Consider the following 17,102-nt stretch of genomic DNA (forward strand, 5'->3'; position numbering starts at 1 on the left):
GAATCAGCCCGCCGCAAAGCACTGCCGGGCTGGCTCCACGAGTACAACCATCACCGGCCCCACACCGCGACGGAGAACCGACCGCCCATCACTCGATTGACCAACCTGTCCGGGCAGTACAGCTAGCGCAGGGTCGCGAACGCCACCGCTGCCGCCGCGGCCACGCCCAGGGAGTCCACGCCGGCGCGCATGGGGATCCGTGCCCGTACCCGGGCCGCGGCCTGGGCCTCCGGCGTGAGCCCCGGGCCCTCGGCGCCGAGCAGCACCGCCGTCCGCGGGTGCGCGCGCGGGTCGACGTCGGCCAGGTCCACCGCATCGGCGGCGGGAGTGAGCGCCACGGTCAGGTATCCCGCCTCGTGCAGCCGCTCCAGGCCCCCGGGCCAGTCGGGCAGTACGGCGAACGGCAGCGACAGCACGTGGCCCATCGACACCCGCACCGCCCGCCGGTAGAGCGGGTCGGCGCACTGCGGGTCGAGCAGGAGCCCGTCGACGCCCAGCGCGACCGCCGAGCGGGCGATCGACCCGAGGTTCTCCGCGTCGTTGAGCGCCTCGAGGACCGCCAGCCGCCGGGGCGCGGACGGGTCGGGGCCGGCCAGCACCTCACCGACGTCGGAGGGCGGGCGACGGTCGGCCGAGGCGAGCACGCCCCGGGTGAGCCGGAAGCCGATGACCTCCGACAGCACCCACTTGTCCGCCTCGTAGGCAGCCACTCCCTCCGGCAGGTCCAGGGCGGCCAGCCGGCCCGGCACGCCCAGGACGGCGCGCACCCGGTACGGCGAGGCGAGCAGCCGCTGCACCGCCGGCACGCCCTCGACGATGACCGGCCCGCTGCCCCGGGGCGTGCCGGGCCGCCGGTCGCCGGAGACGAGATCGCGGAAGTCGGCCACCCGCTCGTCGGCGGGGTGGGTGATCGTCTCGGGGGCCACGCGGAGATCCTCCCCGAGCGGCAGCGGCGTCCTGCCCGCAGGATCAGGCAGTGCCCTCCCCCGTGACCGTCGTCGGCGGCGGCATCGCCGGGATCGCCTGCGCCCGCGCCCTGACCGCCGGCGGGGTCGCCGTCCGGGTGCTGGACCGCGCGCTGCGCCCCGGCGGCCGCATGGCCTCCCGCAGCATGCGCGGCGGCCGCGTCGTGGACATCGGCGCCTCCTACCTCACCGCCTCGGCGGCGTCCGAGTTCGCCGGCGTCGTCGAGGGCTGGGTGGACCGCGGCCTGGCACGGCCGTGGACCGACACGTTCGCCGTCGCCGGCCCCGGCGGGATCGAGCGCACCACCACCGGACCGGTGCGGTACGCGGCGCCGGGCGGGCTGCGCTCGCTGGTGGCCGACCTCGCCGCCGAGGTCGACGTCCGGCACGAGCACACCGTCGAGCAGGTCCGCTCGGGGCCGACGGTCGACGGCGAACCGGTGCGGTCGGCCGTCCTCGCCATGCCCGACCCGCAGGCCCGCCGGCTGCTCGACCCGTCGACCGCCGACCGGCTGCTGGGCGACCGCCCGTGGGAGCCGGCGCTCGCCGTCGTCCTCGCCTTCGACCGGCGTTCCTGGCCGGCGGACCTGCACGGGGTGTTCGTGCACGACGACGCCGCGGTCGCCTGGGTCGCCGACGACGGCGACCGGCGCGGTGACGGCGCCCCGGTGCTCGTCGCGCACACGACGCCCGAGCTCGCCCGCCGGCACCTCGACGACCCCGAGGCCGCCGCGCCCGCGGTCACCGCCGCGGTCAGCCGCGTCCTCGGCCTCGACGCCGTCCCGGCGTGGACGACGGTGCACCGCTGGACCTTCGCCCGCCCGGCCGATGCCCGCCCCGAGCCCTACGGGTTGCTCGACGGCATCGGCGCGTGCGGGGACGGGTGGGCCGCGCCCTCCCGGGTCGAGGCCGCCTGGACCTCGGGCACCGCGCTCGGCCGCGCGCTGGCCGGGTCCGCCTGATGCCGGCCGGACTCGACCCGCCGCCGGGCCCGGCCGACCAGGCCGTCGAGGAGGAGCGCTCCGACGGCTCGCCGGTCAGGGTGGGGCTGCGCGGCATCGTGCTGCCCGCACTGGTCGCCGTCGCGCTCGGCGCGCTGCTGATCGCCGTCTACCTGGCGGCCTTCCCCACTGCCGAGGCGCACGACCTCCCGGTCGGCGTCGTCGGCTCCGACAGCCGCGTGGCCGAGCTGGAGGCGGCGCTGGACCGCGACCGGCCCGGGATGCTGCGCCTGGAGGAGCTGCCCGACGTCGCGGCCGCCGAGCGGGAGGTGGCCTCCGGAGCTCTGTACGGGGCGCTGGTGCTGGACGGTCCCGCGCCCCAGCTCTTCGTGGCCGGGGCGCACGGGCAGTCGGTCACCCAGGACCTCACCGAGGCCCTCGGTCCGTCCGCCGGCGCACAGCCCACCGTCACCGACGTCGCCCCGCTGGCCGAGGGCGACACCCGCGGCCGGGCGATCGACCACACCGCGTTCGGCGTCGTCCTGGGTGGGTTCCTCTTCGGGATCACCAGCTACCAGGTGGCCCCGAAGCTGCGGCTGCGGTGGCGCCTGGTCAGCGCCGGGCTGTTCGCCGCGGCGGCGGGCCTGGTCGGCGCCTGGCTGTCGGTGGAGGTCACCGACGCCGTCCCCGCCGGGTTCTGGACCGCGGTCGGCCTGGTCGCCCTGCTCGCCCTCGCCAGCGGCGCGGCGACGGCGCTCGCGCTGCGCCTGCTCGGGGCGATCGGCACCTTCGTCGCCACCGCCGCGCTGCTCACCGTGGGCGCGGCCACCAGCACCGGCAGCTTCCCCGCGGAGTACCTGCCCGGCTGGCTCGCGCCGCTCGCGGACGTGCTGCCGCCGGGCGTCGCCGTCCAGGCGCTCCGGGGAGCGGCGTACCTCTCGGGCTCCTCGGTCCCCCGGGGCGTCGTCGTCCTGGCGCTGTGGTCGGTGGTGCCGTTCCTGGTCGTCGCGGCCCTCGACGCCGTCTCCCGCCGCCGCGCCGCCTGAAGAAGGACCTGCCCTCTCCTCGACGAGATCTGCACAGTCGTCGCCATCAGCCGCTGATGCCGACGAGTGTGCAGATCTCGTCGGCGTTGACGCGGTCGCAGGAACTCATCTACCGTTGAGTTCATCAGGCGTTGAGTTCCATTCCGGGAGGTCTCCATGACCGACGCCGTCACCGTCACCGATCTCGTCGTCGACCGGGGCGCCCGCCGCGTGCTCCCCGGCCTCAGCTGCGCCGTCCCCGCCGCGAGGGTCACCGGGCTGCTGGGACCCAGCGGCAGCGGCAAGTCCACGCTCATGCGCGCCGTGGTCGGCGTGCAGCGGATCCGCTCGGGACGGGTCACCGTGCTGGGGGAACCCGCCGGCTCCCCCGCGCTGCGCTCCCGGGTCGGCTACGTCACCCAGGCGCCCAGCGTCTACGCCGACCTGACCGTGCGGGAGAACGCCCGGTACTTCGCCGCCCTGTACGGCCGGGGTGCACGGGCGGCCGATGCGGCGATCGCCGACGTCGGGCTCCGCGAGGCCGCCGGGCAGCTGGTCGGCGACCTCTCCGGGGGTCAGCGCGGCCGGGCGTCCCTGGCCTGCGCGCTGGTCGGCGAGCCGGAGCTGCTGGTGCTCGACGAGCCGACCGTCGGCCTGGACCCGGTGCTGCGCGTCGAGCTGTGGGACCGCTTCGCCGCCCTGGCCGCGGCCGGGACGACGCTCGTCGTGTCCAGCCACGTGATGGACGAGGCCGGCCGCTGCGACCGGCTGCTGCTGCTCCGCGAGGGCGAGCTGCTCAGCGACTCCACCCCGGCGCGGCTGCGCGCCGACACCGGCACCGACGACCTCGAGGAGGCCTTCCTCCGGCTGGTGCGGGCCCGGCAGCAGGAGGTGGCGGCGTGACCACCGCCCTGAGCCCCCGGCTGACCGGCGCGACCACCGGCCGCGTGCTGCGCCAGCTGCGGCACGACCCCCGCACCATCGCGATGCTCACCGTGCTGCCCGGGCTGCTCCTCGGCCTGCTCTACCTGCTGTGGCGCGACGTCCCGACGCCGCCCGGGCAGGAGCCGGTGTTCGACCGCATCGGGCTGACGATGCTCGGCATCTTCCCGTTCGTGGTGATGTTCCTGGTGACCAGCATCGCGATGCTCCGCGAGCGCACGTCCGGCACCCTCGAGCGCTTGCTGACCACCCCGCTCTCGCGGCTGGACCTGCTGCTCGGCTACGGCACCGCCTTCGGCACGGCCGCCGCGGTGCAGGCACTGGTCACGGTCGGGCTCGCCACCACGCTGTACGACCTCGACGTGGCCGGCTCCCTGTGGCTGGTCGTGCTCATCGCCGTGGTCGACGCCGTGCTCGGGGTGGCCCTCGGGTTGCTGGCCAGCGCCTTCGCCACCAGCGAGTTCCAGGCGGTGCAGTTCATGCCGGTCGTCGTCCTCCCGCAGTTCTTCCTGTGCGGCCTCCTGGTCCCGCGCGAGCAGATGGCGGGCTGGCTGCAGGCCATCAGCGACGTCCTGCCGCTGACCTACGCGGTGGAGGCCCTGCAGGAGGTGGGCACCTCCGCGATCGCGACGGGGACGATGTGGCGGGACGTCGGCATCGTCGCCGGCGTCGCCGTGCTCGCCCTGTCCCTGGCGGCGGGGACCCTGCGGAGGAGGACCAGCTGAGCGAGACCCGACGGCGCCCCGGCGGACGCCGCCCCGGCAACCCCGGCACCCGCGAGGCGGTGCTGGCCGCGGCCAGGGCGGCGTTCGCCGAGCGCGGCTTCGACGGCGCGTCCATCCGGGCGATCGCCGCCGCCGCCGACGTGGACCCGGCGCTGGTGCACCACTACTTCGGCACCAAGGACAAGCTCTTCCTCGCCGCGGTTGAGGCACCCGCCGACCCGGAGGACTTCGTCCCCGAGGTGCTGGCCGGCGGCCGCGACGAGCTCGGCGCCAACGTCGTCCGGATGCTGCTGCGGGTGTGGGACGGCCCGGCCCGCCCGGCCGGCCTGGCCCTGGTGCGCTCGGCGGTCGGCAACGAGTGGGGCGCCCGGATGCTGCGGGAGTTCCTGGTCTCCCAGGTGCTGCGCCGGGTCGTCGGCACGCTCGACCTGCCGCCCGCGGAGGCCGCGGCGCGGGGCTCGCTGGTCGCCTCGCAGCTCGTCGGCGTCGTCATGACCCGCTACGTGCTCGGCGTCGAGCCGCTGGCCTCGGCGCCCGCCGAGCAGGTGGTGGCGGCGGTCGGCCCGACGGTGCAGCGCTACCTCACCGGCGACGTCGAGCTGCCCGGCCGGCGGGACTAGCGGGGCAGCCGCGCCAGCTGCCGGCTCTGCGCGACCAGCCGGCCGGTGGAGTCCCAGATCCGGCAGTCCTCGTCGACCCAACCGCCGGCCACCTCGGAGTTGACGTTCTCCACCAGGCACCAGCCCGGCGCCGGCAGCGCCCGCACGAGCACCTGCAGCTGCACGGTCGGCGCCCAGCCCATCCGCCCGATGGCGAACCCGGCCGGAGGCAGCGCGTCGGCGAACATCAGCAGCGAGAACGGGTCCGGCTCCCCGCCGTCGGCCAGGCGCATCCAGGCCCGCAGCCGCGGCTCGGCGGCCGGCCGGCCGTGCACGAAGCCCGACGTCGCCGGGTCGAAGCGGATGTCCAGGCGCTGTACCAGCCCCGGCACCGGCACGCCCGGCGGGCGCAGTGCCGCCGAGCAGTCCTCGGGGGCCGGCGCCTGCGGCATCGGGTTCGCCGACCAGTCGATCGGCTCCTCCCCGAGCGTGGCGGTGGTGACCTGCGCGGTCAGGAGCGGGCCGGTCTCGGTCGAGAGGACGGCGGCGGTGTTGGCGAGGGTCCGCCCGGCGGGCGCGGCCATCAGCTCGATGCGGGCCGACCCGCCGGCGGCCGCGCGCAGGAAGGTGGCCGACACCGCGACCGGGTGCGGGTGCGGGCTGTCCAGCAGCGCCGCCCGGGCGGCGACCGCCATGAGGTAGCCGCCGTTGAGGATGCCGCCGCCGACCTCCCAGCCGGGGTCCAGCTCCGCGACGACGCCACCGCCCTCGGCGCGGGAGACGGTCGTCGCACGGTCGAAGGCACTGTCGGGGTGGTTCTGCGGCACGACCGTCAGGGTGCCAGGGTGACTTCCATGGAGTACACGCACCTCGGCCGCAGCGGCCTGTCGGTCTCCCGGCTCTGCCTGGGCACCATGAACTTCGGCTGGAAGACGCCGGAGGCCGACTCGCACGCGATCATGGACCGCGCGCTGGCCGAGGGCGTGAACTTCTTCGACACCGCGAACGTCTACGGCCGCAGCGCCGGTCGCGGCCGGACCGAGGAGGTCATCGGCGCCTGGTTCGCCCAGGGCGGCGACCGTCGCGAGCAGACCGTCCTGGCCACGAAGGTCTACGGGACCATGAGCGACTGGCCGAACGACTCGCTGCTGAGCGCGCGCAACATCGTCCGGTCGTGCGACGCGTCGCTGCGCCGGCTGCAGACCGACTGGATCGACCTCTACCAGTTCCACCACAGCGACCCGGCCACGCCGTGGGACGAGATCTGGCAGGCCTGCGAGACGCTCGTCGCCCAGGGCAAGGTGCTCTACGTCGGGGCCTCGAACCACGCCGGCTGGCAGCTCGCCACCGGCAACGCGGTCGCCGCGCGTCGCGGCTCGCAGGGCCTGGTCAGCGAGCAGTCCCACTACAACCTGCTCACCCGGCAGGTGGAGCTCGAGGTGCTGCCGGCCGCCGAGCACCACGGCATCGGGGTCATCCCGTGGAGCCCGCTCGCCGGTGGCCTGCTGGCCGGCGTGCTCGACGAGTCCGCCGGGGACCGCCGCAAGGACGAGCACGTCCAGAAGCGGATCGAGCAGCACCGCCCGGCGCTGGAGGCCTGGGAGGCGCTCTGCGCCGAGCTCGGGCACGCGCCGGCCGACGTCGGCGTCGCCTGGCTGCTGCACCGACCGGCGGTCACCGCACCGATCGTCGGGCCGCGGACCATGGAGCAGTTCGAGGGCGGCCTGCGCGCGGTCGACATCTCCCTGGACGACGCCACGCTGGCCCGCCTCGACGAGATCTTCCCGGGCTACCGGCCGGCTCCCATGGAGTACGCCTGGTGACCTGAGCCCGGGCGGAATGGCGGTTCTGCACCGCACGGAATGGCGGTTCTGCACGCCGACCCCGGCTCAGCCGCCCGGGGGCCAGCCGGCCAGCCGGTCGTGGCGGGCGCCCGGCCCCAGGGTGCTCCGCACCAGCGCGACCTCGGCCACCGACCACTCCGGACCGCGGTAACCGGCCAGCCGGTCGGCCAGCGTCGCGTCGGCCGGCCGGCCCGGCCGCCACCGGCCGAGCGTCAGGTGCGGGCGGAACGGACGGTCCTCCACGTCCAGCCGCAACGCCCGCGCCGTCCGACCCAGCCGGGCGGCCAGGGCGGCGAGCGCCTCGACGTCCCCGCCGAGCCCGGCCCAGAGCACCTGCGGACGGCGGACCGAGCCGAACCGCCCCCCACCGGCCAGGTGCAGCGTCATCGGCGGGGCGGCGGAGACCTCCTCCCCCACCCGCTGCGTCAGCGGCGCCAGCAGGTCCGCGGGCACCGCACCCAGGAACAGCAGGGTGAGGTGCCAGCGCTCGACCGCGGTCCAGGCGGGCGCGCCGGCCGCCTCGCGCAGCGGCGCCACCGCACCGGCCAGGTCCGCGAGCGCGGCCTCGGGCGGGGTCACGGCGACGAACAGCCGCAGCGGGGTCGAGGCGGTCAGCGGGGGTCCAGGCCGGCGTCGGTCAGGGCCGCCTGCAGGCGCCTGCGCTCGGCGTCCCGGCGGGGACCGGCCGGGGTGAGCGTCATGGCGTGCGGCACCTCGAGCAGCGCGGCCGCCTCGACGAGGACGTCGTCGTAGGCGCTCTGCAGCCCGCGCCGCCGGGCGACGGGCGCGCCGGCCGGCACGAGCGCGAGCTGCCGGGAGAGCCGGCGGAGGTCGGCGGCGACCTGCTGCACCGGCCGGTGCACCGGCTCCACGGCCCGGCGCCGGGGGCGCAGCCGCACGGTGCCGCAGAAGAGGCCGGTCAGCAGGCCCAGGAGACCGAACGACCCGACGAGGGCCGCGGTGAGCAGGGCGAGCTGCAGCAGGGCGCCGGCCATGGTGGCCTCCGGGACGGCGGTGTGCGGGTGGCTGGAACGGTACGCCCGCTCAGCCCGCCCCGATGCCCGAGCGGGCGACCGACGTCCCGCCCGGCACCGTCCCGCGCGACCCCCCGCCGCGGGCCAGCCAGGCCGCCGCGCACAGCCCGGCGACGACGAGCAGCCCGCCGCTGAGCGCGAACGCCCACGGCGCGCCGAGGTGCTCGGCGACCAGACCGATCACCGGCGAGCCCAGCGGCATCCCGCCGGTCAGGCACATGAAGTAGAGGGCCATGACCCGGCCGCGCAGCTGCGGGTCGACGCCCAGCTGCACGAAGCTGTTGTTGGCGACGGTGAACATCATGGCCGCGGCACCGGTCGGGACCAGCAGCACGGCGAACCAGACGTAGCCGGGGGCGAGCCCGGCGACGACGCAGGTCAGCCCGAAGACCACCACGGCGAGGGCCAGGAACCGCTCGCGCGGGCGGTCGCTGCGCCGGGCCGAGAGCAGGGCACCGGTGAGCGAGCCGACCGCGAAGGAGGTGGTGAGCAGGCCGAACGCCTCCGCGCCCAGGTCGAACTCCTGACGGGCCATCAGCGCGATGGTCACCTGGGTGTTGAGCCCGAAGGTGCCGACGAGGAAGGCGAGGACCAGCGCCAGGACGAGGTCGGGCCGCGACCAGGTGTAGGCCAGGCCGGCCCGCAGCTGCCCGCGCGCCCGCGTGACCGGTGGACTGGGGAAGAGCTCGTCCCGCCGCATGACGAGCAGCGCCACGATCGTGAACGCGAAGCTGCCGGCGTTGATGAGGAACGCCGGGCCGGTGTCGCCGGACGAGGCGCCGATCAGCAGGCCGGCCACCGCGGGACCCACCAGCCGCGCCCCGTTGAAGATCGTCGAGTTCAGCCCGACGGCGTTGGTCAGCAGCTCCGGCCCGACCATCTCCGACACGAAGGCCTGCCGGACCGGCACGTCGAGGGCCGACACCGAGCCCAGCGCACCGGCCAGCACGAAGACGTGCCACAGCTCCACGTGCCCGCCGGCGACGAGCAGGCCCAGCGCGAGCGCGACGAGTCCCATCAGCGACTGGGTGGCGACCAGCAGGGGGCGCTTGGGGTAGCGGTCGGCGAGCACGCCGCCGTACATGCCGAGGACCAGGCCGGGGGCGAACTGCAGGGCCGTGACCACGCCCAGGGCGACGCCGCTGTCGTCGGACAGCTGCAGGACCAGCCAGTCCTGGCCGATCCGCTGCATCCACGTGCCGACGAGGCTCACCAGGTTGGCCGAGGCGTAGATCCGGTAGTTGCGCACCCGCAGCGACCGGAACATGCCCCGGGAGGACCTGCTGTCGACGCCGGCTGCGCTCACCGACCGGCCAGCTTCTCCATGATCGTCGAGGCCTCGCGGAGGATCGTGCGCTCCTCGTCGGTGAGGCCCGCCAGCTCACCGGTCAGCCAGGCCTCGCGCGCCTGCGCCTCGGCGCTCAGCAGCGCCACGGCCTCCGGCGTCAGGTCGATCACGACCTGCCGACCGTCGGTCGGGTGCGGGCTGCGGGTGAGCAGCCCCATCCCCTCCAGCGCCACCACGACGCGCGTCATGGAGGGCGGCTGCACCCGCTCGTGCCCGGCCAGCTCGCCCGGGCTCATCGGCCCGTGCTGCTTGAGCGTGGAGAGCGCGGAGAGGTGGGTGAGCGTGACCGAGGTGTCGACCCGCTGGTTGCGGAGCCTGCGGGAGAACCGCATGACCGCCAGTCGCAGGTCGTGGGCGAGCGCCGCGATGTCCAGCGTCGTCCGGGGCACGATCCGTAGCCTACCTAACGATCGCGCCGCCTCAGACGAGCTGCTGGATGGGCTCCAGCGCGAAGTAGACGACGAAGATGACCGCGATCAGCCACATGAGCGGGTGGATCTCGCGGCGGCGGCCCACCGCCAGGCGCAGCAGCACGAAGGTCACGACGCCGGCCCCGATGCCGTTGGTGATCGAGTAGGTGAACGGCATCAGCGCGATGGTGAGGAAGGCCGGGATCACCAGGGACATGTCGTCCCAGACCAGGTGCCGGATCTGGGTGATCATCAGCGCGCCGACGATGACCAGCGCCGGCGCCGCGGCCTCCGACGGGACCATCTGCACCAGCGGGGTGAAGAGCATCGCGACGAGGAACAGCACGCCGGTGACGACGCTGGCCAGACCGGTGCGGGCGCCGTCGGCGACACCGGCGGTGCTCTCGATGTAGGTCGTGTTCGACGAGATGCTGCCGGCGCCACCGGCGGCGGCGGCCAGCGAGTCGACCAGCAGGACCGGCTGCGACTTCGGCAGGTTCTTGTGCTCGTCGAGCATGTCGCCCTCGGCGCCGACGGCGGTCACGGTGCCGACGGTGTCGAAGAAGTCGGCGATCATGATCGAGAAGACGATGAGCAGGGCGGCGATGATGCCGATCCGCTCGAAGCCGCCGAACAGCGAGAAGTTGCCGAGCAGCGAGAGGTCGGGGCTGTCGACGACCTCGTCGGGCAGCTCGGGCACCTGCAGGGCCCACCCGCGCGGGTTCTCCGCACCCACGCGCGGGCCGATGTCGGCGATCGCCTCGATGACGATCGCCAGCGCCGTCGTCGCCACGATGCCGATCAGCAGGGCGCCCTTGACCTTGCGGACGACGAGCACGGCCATGAGCAGCAGGCCGACGACGAACACCAGCAGCGGCCAGCCGGCCAGCTGGCCGCCCACCCCGAAGGTGATCAGCGGGCTGCCCTGACGGATCACGCCGGCGTCGGCGAGCCCGATGATGGTCAGGAAGAAGCCGATGCCGACGGCGATGGCGGTCTTGAGCTGGGGCGGGATCGCCTCGAACACGGCCTTCCGGAAGCCGGTGAGCACCAGCACCGTGATGAGCAGGCCCTCGAGGACCACCAGGCCCATGATCTCGGGCCAGGAGAGCTGGGTGGCCGCGTAGACCGCGACGACGGCGTTGATGCCCAGACCGGTCGCGAGCGCGAAGGGGTACCGGCCGACGACGCCCATGAGGATCGTCATGACGCCGGCGATCAGCGCGGTGACCGCGGCGACGGACGCGAACGACAGCGAGTTCCCGGCGACGTCGACGCCCGGGCCGTTCCCGGTGTCGATGCTCGTCAGGATGATCGGGTTCAGGATGACGATGTACGCCATCGTGAAGAAGGTCGTCAGGCCGCCGCGGAGCTCGCGCGCGACCGTCGAGCGGCGGGCGCTGATCTCGAAGTAGCGGTCCAGCCCGTTGCGGGGCCGGACGCGGGGCCCGTCGCTGCGGCGCGGCGTCGTCGCCGCGGTGGCGGCCGAGACGTCGGCGGGGGTGTCCCCGGTGGTCGGGTGGGACTGCTCGGGCATGACGGAACTCCCCGTGGATCGCCGGACGGGCGGCGACAGAGTGCCACATCCCGCGGGCTCCGGTGATCACCGTCTGGTCACGCCTAAGGTCGAGGGGTGCCCGGACCGACGAAGCAGGCCCCGCCGCCGCTGCGGGTCGACACCGCGCGCCTCGTCCTCGCCGGGACGGCGGTCTGGGCGGTCGCGCTCGTGGTCCTGCTGCTGCTCGGCGACCGCGTGGACCGGGTGTGGACCTGGACGTGCGTCGCCGGCATCGTCCTGCCGTTCCTCGGTCTGGGCATCATGCGCTGGCAGGGCCAGCTCGGCCGCAAGGACTGACCACGGGAGCCGCCCTGCGAGGGTCGTGCCCGAGAGGGACCCGGAGGGTTCCGCGACGGGTGCGACGTCAGGGCTCAGCGCAGCAGGGGACGGCACCTGGCCGCGGTGCGGTCCGGAGGACCGCAGTGTCACGGACCCGGAGGGTTCCGCGACGGGTGCGACGTCAGGGCTCAGCGCAGCAGGGGAACGGCACCTGGCCGCGGTGCGGTCCGGAGGACCGCAGTGTCACGGGCCCGGAGGGTCCCCGCGAGTTGCGACGGCGCGGCTCAGCGCAGCAGGGGAACGGCACCTGGCCGCGGTTGTCGGTCCGGAGGACGACAGATCACATCCTCACAGGACGTCGTAGTCGGCGGTGTCGTAGCGCGCGGTGGTGACGACCTCGGTGGTGTCCTGCGGGACGAGGGTGGCCTGGCTGTGCGCGCCGCAGCCGTAGTCGACGGTGACCACGCGACCGTCGGCCGGCGCGTAGGCGTTGGCGCAGGCACCGAGCGCGGCGCGCAGCGTGCCGGCCAGCGGGAGGAAGAAGCCGCAGGTCCCGCAGGGGCCGGGGGCCTGCCGGGCCATGGCCGAGCGCGGCCCGAAGTCGCCGTCGTTCCAGCGGGTCAGCGCCTGCGAGCGCCCCTCCTGGGACAGCACCCGCTCGCGGCCGAGGCCGATCTCCTGGGCCACGACGCGGCCCTCGGGGTCCTCGGCGGCGTCGTCGTCGACGGTGTAGCTGGGCACCAGCCGGGGGTCGTCCTCGGTGGCGGGCAGGACGTCGCCGACGGAGAGGTCGCCGGGGCGCAGCCGCTCGTGCCACGGCACCCAGGCGGGCGCGAGCAGCGCCTGCTCGCCCGGCAGCAGGACGACCTCGTCGACGGTCACGGTGTCCTCGCCGGCGGCGCGGGCGATCGTCACCGCCCAGTACCAGCCCACGTAGCCGGGCAGGGTGCTGGCGAAGGAGTGCGTCAGCGCCTCGCCGAGGGCCGGGTCACCGGCGCTCTCCGGCAGGGCCGCGAGGTGCTCGCCGACGACGGCGGGATCGCCGGCCGTCTCCACCGCCGCGGCGCGGGCGAGGTCGACGGCGGCGGCCAGGGAGGACGGCGGGGTCTCGGACACGCAGCCATTGTCGCGCACCGGCCGCCCGTGCCGCGCTCATGCCTTCCCCGCCTGTTCAGGCCGGTGCGGCACCATGGAGCGGTGCCCGACTCCCCGCCCCCCGGTCCGCGCCGCGGTGTGCTCCGCCGCCGGTCGGCACCGCGGGTGAGCGAGGCCCCGGAGACCGCGCCGGTGCAGCGCCCGCGGGCCGTCACCAGGCCCCTGCCCCTGGCGGACGACGCGGCCGAGGCGGAGACCGTGGTCGAGCGGCTGCCTCCGGCTGCGCACCCGTACCCGGCGCAGCCCGGGTACGGCGCGGCTCCGTACGTCCCGGCGCCCTACGCGCCGACTCCCCCCGGCCCGGTCCCGTACGCGGCGGGCCCGTACCCGCCGGGCGGCTACCCCCCGGCCGGTTACCCCCCGGCCGGGTATCCGCCGGGCCCGGTGCCGTACCAGCAGGGCGGGTACCCGCCGGCCGGCCTCCCGCCCGGGGCCCATCAGCCGGGCTACCCGCCGGGGCCGTACCAGCCGGGCCCGCCCGCGCCGTGGTACCCGGGCCCGCAGCCGCCCTCCTGGCCGGAGCAGGACCCCGGCGCGGCGGCCGGGACGACCGCCCTGCCGACCGAGCAGACGCAGCCCGCGGCGGCGCTCCCGCCGGGGCCGCGGGCGACGGTGACCCGCGTGGCGGTGGCCCGCTCCCGTGAGCTGAGCGGCGCCGCCGTCCGCCGGGTCAAGGCCGCCAGCCGGGCCGACGGCGCCGAGGAGAGCGGCCTGACGCACCTGCTCTGGACCAACGCGCTGCACGCCGCCGGCGACGCGATGATCGCGGTGTCGCTGGCCGGCACCCTGTTCTTCGCCGCGACGAGCGACGCTCAGCGCAGCAACGTCGCCCTCTACCTGCTGGTCACCATGGCGCCGTTCGCGGTGGTCGCGCCCGTCATCGGCCCGCTGCTGGACCGGATGCAGCGCGGACGGCGGTGGGCGATGGGGGCGGCCTCGATCGGCCGCGCGGTCCTGGCGCTGGTGATGGCCGCCCACTACGACGACCTGATCCTCTACCCGGCGGCGCTCGGGGTCCTGGTGCTGTCCAAGGCGCACAACGTGCTGCGGGCCGCCGTCCTCCCCCGCGTGCTCCCGGGCGCGATGTCCCTGGCCAGCGCCAACTCCCGGACCTCGATGTTCGGGCTGGTCACCGCCGGCGTCTTCGGCGGTGTGGCCGCCGGCATCGCGGCGGTGTTCGGCTTCCCACCGGAGCTCTGGGCCACGGCGATCGTGTTCACCGTCGCCGGGGTCCTGGCCATCCGGCTGCCGGCGCACGTCGACGTCCCGGCCGGGGAGCAGCCCGCCGACGTCCTCACCACCACCCCGCAGGACACGGTGGGCAAGCGCCGCCGTCAGGTCAGCCCGCACGTCGTGGTGGCGCTGCGGGCCAACTCCGCCCTGCGCGGGCTCGGCGGGTTCCTCACGATCTTCTCGGCGTTCCTGGTGCAGGCCACGGCCGACGGCTGGACGGCGACCCTGGCCCTGGGCGGCATCGCCGCCGCGGCGGGCCTCGGCAGCGTGCTGGGCACCGCCGTCGGGTCGCGACTGCACACGGCCAGCCCGGACCAGATGGTCCTCGTGTCCGCCGGCGTGGCCGCCGGGATCACCGTGGTGGCCGCGGTCTTCTTCAGCTTCTGGACGGCGGCGCTGGTGGCCGGCGTCTCCGCGGTCGCCAACGCCCTGGGCAAGGTGTCGCTGGACGCGATCATCCAGCGGGAGGTGCCCGACTCGCTGCGGGCCTCGGCGTTCGCCCGGTCGGAGACGATGCTGCAGCTGGCCTGGGTCGTCGGCGGGGCGCTGGGCATCGCCCTGCCGCCCACCGGCTGGCTGGGCTTCACGGTCGCCGCCGCCCTGCTCGTGCTGGCCGTCGGCGTGGTCCTGTGGGGGCGCGACCGGCAGCGGCGCACCCCGCCGACCGAGCAGTGGGCCCGGTGACGCGCGCCGGTGCCGTGAGCGCCGTCGCCCTGCTGGCCCTCCTGGCCGGGTGCGGCGAGGACGAGCCCGACGCGCCCCCGTCGGTGCAGGTGACGGTCGGCCCGCAGGACGTCGAGGTGCAGCCCACCCAGTACTGCCTCGGCGGCGACGGCGAGCGCTACTCGATCACGCCGCCGATCATCGAGGTCTCCCCCGACTCCCCCATCACGCTCACCGTCCCCGAGACGGTCGCCGAGCAGGGCTGGGGCGTCCAGGTCTTCGACGACCAGCTGGTGGAGGTGATCGGCGAGGTCGACGTGGAGTCCGGCGAGACCAGCTTCGACGTCAACAGCTCCGACGTCGTCCCGGCCGCGTTCTACCTCGTGGTCGTCGAGGACAAGGGCACCGACTGCGGCGAGTTCTCCGGCGCCTGGCCCGTCGGCTTCATCCGCGCCGGATAGCAACGGGCACGCGACGCCGCCCGCCGACACCTGGAACGGCCCCCTCCCAGGGGCCCGCGCTGAGCCTGCGAAGCGTGGGGAGGGAGGGGGTCCTTCCTCAGTGCTCGAGGTCGGTGGCCACCGCGCGCAGCACGGTGCCGACCTTGCGCGCGTGCGACCGGTCGGGGTGCCGGCCGTGGCGCAGGCCCTCGGAGACGTCGTCCAGGAGCTTGATGAGGTCCTCGATGATCGGCACGAGCTCGTCGGGCTTCTTGCGGGTGGCCGCCGCGTGCGCGGCCGTGACCGACGGGAGCGGGTCGAGGACGCGGACCTGCAGGGCCTGGTCGCCGCGGCGGCCGGCCACGATGCCGAACTCCACGCGCTGGCCGGGCTTGAGCTCCTCGGTGCCGGCGGGGAGAGCGTCCTTGTGCACGAAGACGTCGGGGCCGTCCTCGCGGGAGAGGAAACCGAAGCCCTTCTCCGGGTTGAACCACTTCACTCTGCCGGTGGGCACGTCGATCCCTCAGTCACGTCGCGGTCGGTCCGGCGGGCTGCCGGCGGGCGGCACGGAGCCCCCCGCGGGCCAGGTTAGTCGTCGCCGCTCCGAACCGGAGAGCGCGTTTCGGTCCGCGCGCCCGCTCAGTCCCCGGTGGCGACCGGCATCCGGCTGATCCGCCGCGCGTTCCAGTGCTGGGGGTCGTACTCGATCTCCCCGGCCAGCCGGGCGGTGTCGCCGAAGCGGCGGCGGAACTCGTCGAGCATCAGCCGGCCCTGGACCTTCACCAGGTTGAGTCCGATGCACAGGTGCGGGCCGGCGCCGAAGACGAGGTTCCCGGCGTGGTTGCGGGTGATGTCGAAGCGCAGCGGCTCGGACCACTTCTTCGGGTCCACCCAGGCCGGTCCGAGCATGAAGTGGACGAACTCCCCCTTGGGCAGGACCTGCCCGGCGATCTCGACGTCCTCCCGGGGGAAGCGCGGGATGGCGCCGAGCTTGCCCATGGACCCCCAGCGCAGGGCCTCGATGACCGCCGCCTCGTGGAGGTCCGGCCGCTCCCCGAGCAGCGCCCACTGCTCGGGGTGGGTCAGGAAGGCGAGCAGCGCCATCGTGTGCAGGTCGACGGCGGTGTCGGCACCGGCGGAGATCAGCGAGATGAGCAGCGCGACGATCTCCAGGTCGTGCAGCCGCTCGCCGTCGATCTCCGTGTCGATCAGCGTGCCGATGAAGTCGTCGGTGTGGCCGCCGCTGCGGGCCTCGCGCACGGTGTCGATGAGGTACTGCAGGCCCGGGACCGTGCCCTGCTGGAACTCGGCGCGCTCCTCCGCCGAGTACAGCGGGTTCGCGGCCCGGACGAGGTTCCAGCCGAGGCCGTGCTCGAAGAGGGTGTCGGCGTCGGACGGGACGCCGACCATGCGGGCGATGGCCCGGATCGGGACCTTGGCGGCGATGTCGTCGGCGACGTCGAACTGCCGCGGATCGGGGATCTCGTCGAAGACGCCGACGATCGAGTCCTTGATCCGGTGCTCGATGAGGTCCATCACCCGGCGGGAGAAGGCCGGCGCCGTCAGCCGCCTCAGCCGCATGTGGCCCGCCGCGTCCTGCATCTGCAGGTGGAACTGCATGACTTCGTTGTAGAGGGTCCACTCCGAGCGGGGCTTGGGCGGCGGCGCGTGCTTGTAGTCGCCGAAGTTGGTGCTGAACCGGGGGCTCTTCATCACCTCGGCCGCCAGGTCGTGCGGCGAGACCATCCAGCACTGCAGGTCCCGGTGCCAGGCGACCGGGAACTCGTTCAGCAGCCGGTCCCACGTCGGCCACGGGTTGCGGGCGAAGTCCATCGAGTAGGGGTCGTAGACGGAGAAGTCGATCTCGGCCCGGGTGGTGTTCACCGTCGCGGTCACGTCAGCGTCCTCGCCGGTCGCCGCGCGGGCGCCCGGATCCCCGGA

At 75.0% G+C, this 17,102-nt stretch carries 18 protein-coding genes and 2 pseudogenes; 10 read left to right on the forward strand and 10 right to left on the reverse strand.

Translation table 11 applies throughout. The features are described from left to right. Window positions 1–126 (forward strand): annotated as a pseudogene (locus DQ240_RS21240) (integrase core domain-containing protein); the annotation flags it as partial. Here DQ240_RS21240 and DQ240_RS21245 read toward each other — a convergent pair. Continuing rightward, entirely contained in the window at window positions 123–926 is an 804-nt protein-coding gene (locus tag DQ240_RS21245; protein WP_113841709.1) for an RNA methyltransferase, read from the reverse strand. The pseudogene DQ240_RS21240 and the gene DQ240_RS21245 overlap by 4 nt on opposite strands. Before the next feature lie 50 nt (window positions 927–976). Here DQ240_RS21245 and DQ240_RS21250 point away from each other — a divergent pair, with 50 nt between their 5' ends. From DQ240_RS21250 to DQ240_RS21270, 5 genes are all read left to right on the forward strand, one after another. Next, entirely contained in the window at window positions 977–1,927 is a 951-nt protein-coding gene (locus tag DQ240_RS21250; RefSeq protein WP_113841710.1) for an NAD(P)/FAD-dependent oxidoreductase, read from the forward strand. Continuing rightward, entirely contained in the window at window positions 1,927–2,952 is a 1,026-nt protein-coding gene (locus tag DQ240_RS21255) for an ABC transporter permease (protein ID WP_147262059.1), read from the forward strand. The genes DQ240_RS21250 and DQ240_RS21255 overlap by 1 nt, the downstream gene beginning before the upstream one ends. 156 nt (window positions 2,953–3,108) lie before the next feature. Continuing rightward, window positions 3,109–3,834: an ABC transporter ATP-binding protein gene (locus DQ240_RS21260; protein WP_113841712.1), complete on the forward strand. Its 726-nt coding sequence runs from the start codon at window positions 3,109–3,111 to the stop codon at window positions 3,832–3,834. After that, window positions 3,831–4,598, forward strand: coding sequence for an ABC transporter permease (locus DQ240_RS21265; protein ID WP_199589448.1), 768 nt, complete (start codon window positions 3,831–3,833; stop codon window positions 4,596–4,598). Before DQ240_RS21260 ends, DQ240_RS21265 begins: the two co-directional genes overlap by 4 nt. 59 nt (window positions 4,599–4,657) lie before the next feature. After that, window positions 4,658–5,218, forward strand: a complete 561-nt coding sequence (locus tag DQ240_RS21270) for a TetR family transcriptional regulator (protein WP_233498884.1) — start codon at window positions 4,658–4,660, stop codon at window positions 5,216–5,218. Here the strand turns inward: DQ240_RS21270 and DQ240_RS21275 are convergent. Next, entirely contained in the window at window positions 5,215–6,024 is an 810-nt protein-coding gene (locus DQ240_RS21275; protein ID WP_113841713.1) for a thioesterase family protein, read from the reverse strand. The genes DQ240_RS21270 and DQ240_RS21275 overlap by 4 nt on opposite strands. Before the next feature lie 27 nt (window positions 6,025–6,051). Here DQ240_RS21275 and DQ240_RS21280 point away from each other — a divergent pair, with 27 nt between their 5' ends. Continuing rightward, a complete protein-coding gene (locus tag DQ240_RS21280; RefSeq protein WP_113841714.1) occupies window positions 6,052–7,020 on the forward strand; it encodes an aldo/keto reductase in 969 nt (322 codons plus the stop codon). 66 nt (window positions 7,021–7,086) lie between these two features. Here DQ240_RS21280 and thpR read toward each other — a convergent pair whose 3' ends face one another. The 5 genes from thpR to DQ240_RS21305 are packed head-to-tail and all read right to left on the reverse strand — an operon-like array spanning window position 7,087 to window position 11,370. Continuing rightward, a complete protein-coding gene (thpR, locus tag DQ240_RS21285) occupies window positions 7,087–7,656 on the reverse strand; it encodes an RNA 2',3'-cyclic phosphodiesterase (protein WP_113841715.1) in 570 nt (189 codons plus the stop codon). Then, window positions 7,653–8,036 carry a hypothetical protein gene (locus DQ240_RS21290; RefSeq protein ID WP_113841716.1) on the reverse strand — a complete coding sequence of 128 codons (384 nt, stop codon included), beginning with the start codon at window positions 8,034–8,036 and terminating at the stop codon, window positions 7,653–7,655. The genes thpR and DQ240_RS21290 overlap by 4 nt, the downstream gene beginning before the upstream one ends. Before the next feature lie 49 nt (window positions 8,037–8,085). After that, complete coding sequence (locus DQ240_RS21295) at window positions 8,086–9,381, reverse strand: MFS transporter (RefSeq protein ID WP_233498886.1); 1,296 nt, start codon at window positions 9,379–9,381, stop codon at window positions 8,086–8,088. Further along, window positions 9,378–9,812 carry a MarR family winged helix-turn-helix transcriptional regulator gene (locus DQ240_RS21300; RefSeq protein ID WP_199589449.1) on the reverse strand — a complete coding sequence of 145 codons (435 nt, stop codon included), beginning with the start codon at window positions 9,810–9,812 and terminating at the stop codon, window positions 9,378–9,380. Before DQ240_RS21300 ends, DQ240_RS21295 begins: the two co-directional genes overlap by 4 nt. 31 nt (window positions 9,813–9,843) lie before the next feature. Further along, complete coding sequence (locus DQ240_RS21305) at window positions 9,844–11,370, reverse strand: NCS2 family permease (RefSeq protein ID WP_113841718.1); 1,527 nt, start codon at window positions 11,368–11,370, stop codon at window positions 9,844–9,846. A gap of 96 nt (window positions 11,371–11,466) precedes the next feature. Between DQ240_RS21305 and DQ240_RS21310 the strand changes: the two genes are divergently transcribed. Further along, window positions 11,467–11,688 carry a DUF2530 domain-containing protein gene (locus DQ240_RS21310; RefSeq protein ID WP_113841719.1) on the forward strand — a complete coding sequence of 74 codons (222 nt, stop codon included), beginning with the start codon at window positions 11,467–11,469 and terminating at the stop codon, window positions 11,686–11,688. A 330-nt stretch (window positions 11,689–12,018) separates the two neighbouring features. On the opposite strand, the gene DQ240_RS21315 is transcribed toward DQ240_RS21310, so the two are convergent. Further along, a complete protein-coding gene (locus DQ240_RS21315; protein ID WP_233498887.1) occupies window positions 12,019–12,786 on the reverse strand; it encodes a DUF3027 domain-containing protein in 768 nt (255 codons plus the stop codon). An 81-nt stretch (window positions 12,787–12,867) separates the two neighbouring features. On the opposite strand from DQ240_RS21315, the gene DQ240_RS21320 reads away from it, so the two are divergent. Beyond that, window positions 12,868–14,742 (forward strand): MFS transporter, encoded by a 1,875-nt coding sequence (locus tag DQ240_RS21320; protein ID WP_233498888.1) that lies wholly within the window; start codon window positions 12,868–12,870, stop codon window positions 14,740–14,742. A gap of 14 nt (window positions 14,743–14,756) precedes the next feature. Further along, window positions 14,757–15,182: a DUF2771 family protein gene (locus DQ240_RS21325; protein WP_113841756.1), complete on the forward strand. Its 426-nt coding sequence runs from the start codon at window positions 14,757–14,759 to the stop codon at window positions 15,180–15,182. Between the two features lie 307 nt (window positions 15,183–15,489). Here the strand turns inward: DQ240_RS21325 and DQ240_RS24135 are convergent. Both DQ240_RS24135 and DQ240_RS21335 read right to left on the reverse strand, forming a co-directional pair. Next, window positions 15,490–15,675 (reverse strand): annotated as a pseudogene (locus DQ240_RS24135) (cold-shock protein); the annotation flags it as partial. A 125-nt stretch (window positions 15,676–15,800) separates the two neighbouring features. Further along, window positions 15,801–17,057: a cytochrome P450 gene (locus DQ240_RS21335; RefSeq protein WP_199589450.1), complete on the reverse strand. Its 1,257-nt coding sequence runs from the start codon at window positions 17,055–17,057 to the stop codon at window positions 15,801–15,803. Between the last annotated feature and the right edge of the window lie 45 nt (window positions 17,058–17,102).

The sequence above is a fragment of the Blastococcus sp. TF02A-26 genome, assembly GCF_003319125.1.
Classification (GTDB): Bacteria; Actinomycetota; Actinomycetes; order Mycobacteriales; family Geodermatophilaceae; genus Trujillonella.

Bases quoted from the DNA above. Each gene is read 5' to 3' on its own strand.
- DQ240_RS21260 (WP_113841712.1), top strand. From the start codon at position 3,109: ATGACCGACGCCGTCACCGTCACCGATCTCGTCGTCGACCGGGGCGCC.
- DQ240_RS21280 (WP_113841714.1), top strand. From the start codon at position 6,052: ATGGAGTACACGCACCTCGGCCGCAGCGGCCTGTCGGTCTCCCGGCTC.
- DQ240_RS21290 (WP_113841716.1), bottom strand. From the start codon at position 8,036: ATGGCCGGCGCCCTGCTGCAGCTCGCCCTGCTCACCGCGGCCCTCGTC.
- DQ240_RS21305 (WP_113841718.1), bottom strand. From the start codon at position 11,370: ATGCCCGAGCAGTCCCACCCGACCACCGGGGACACCCCCGCCGACGTC.
- DQ240_RS21255 (WP_147262059.1), top strand. From the start codon at position 1,927: ATGCCGGCCGGACTCGACCCGCCGCCGGGCCCGGCCGACCAGGCCGTC.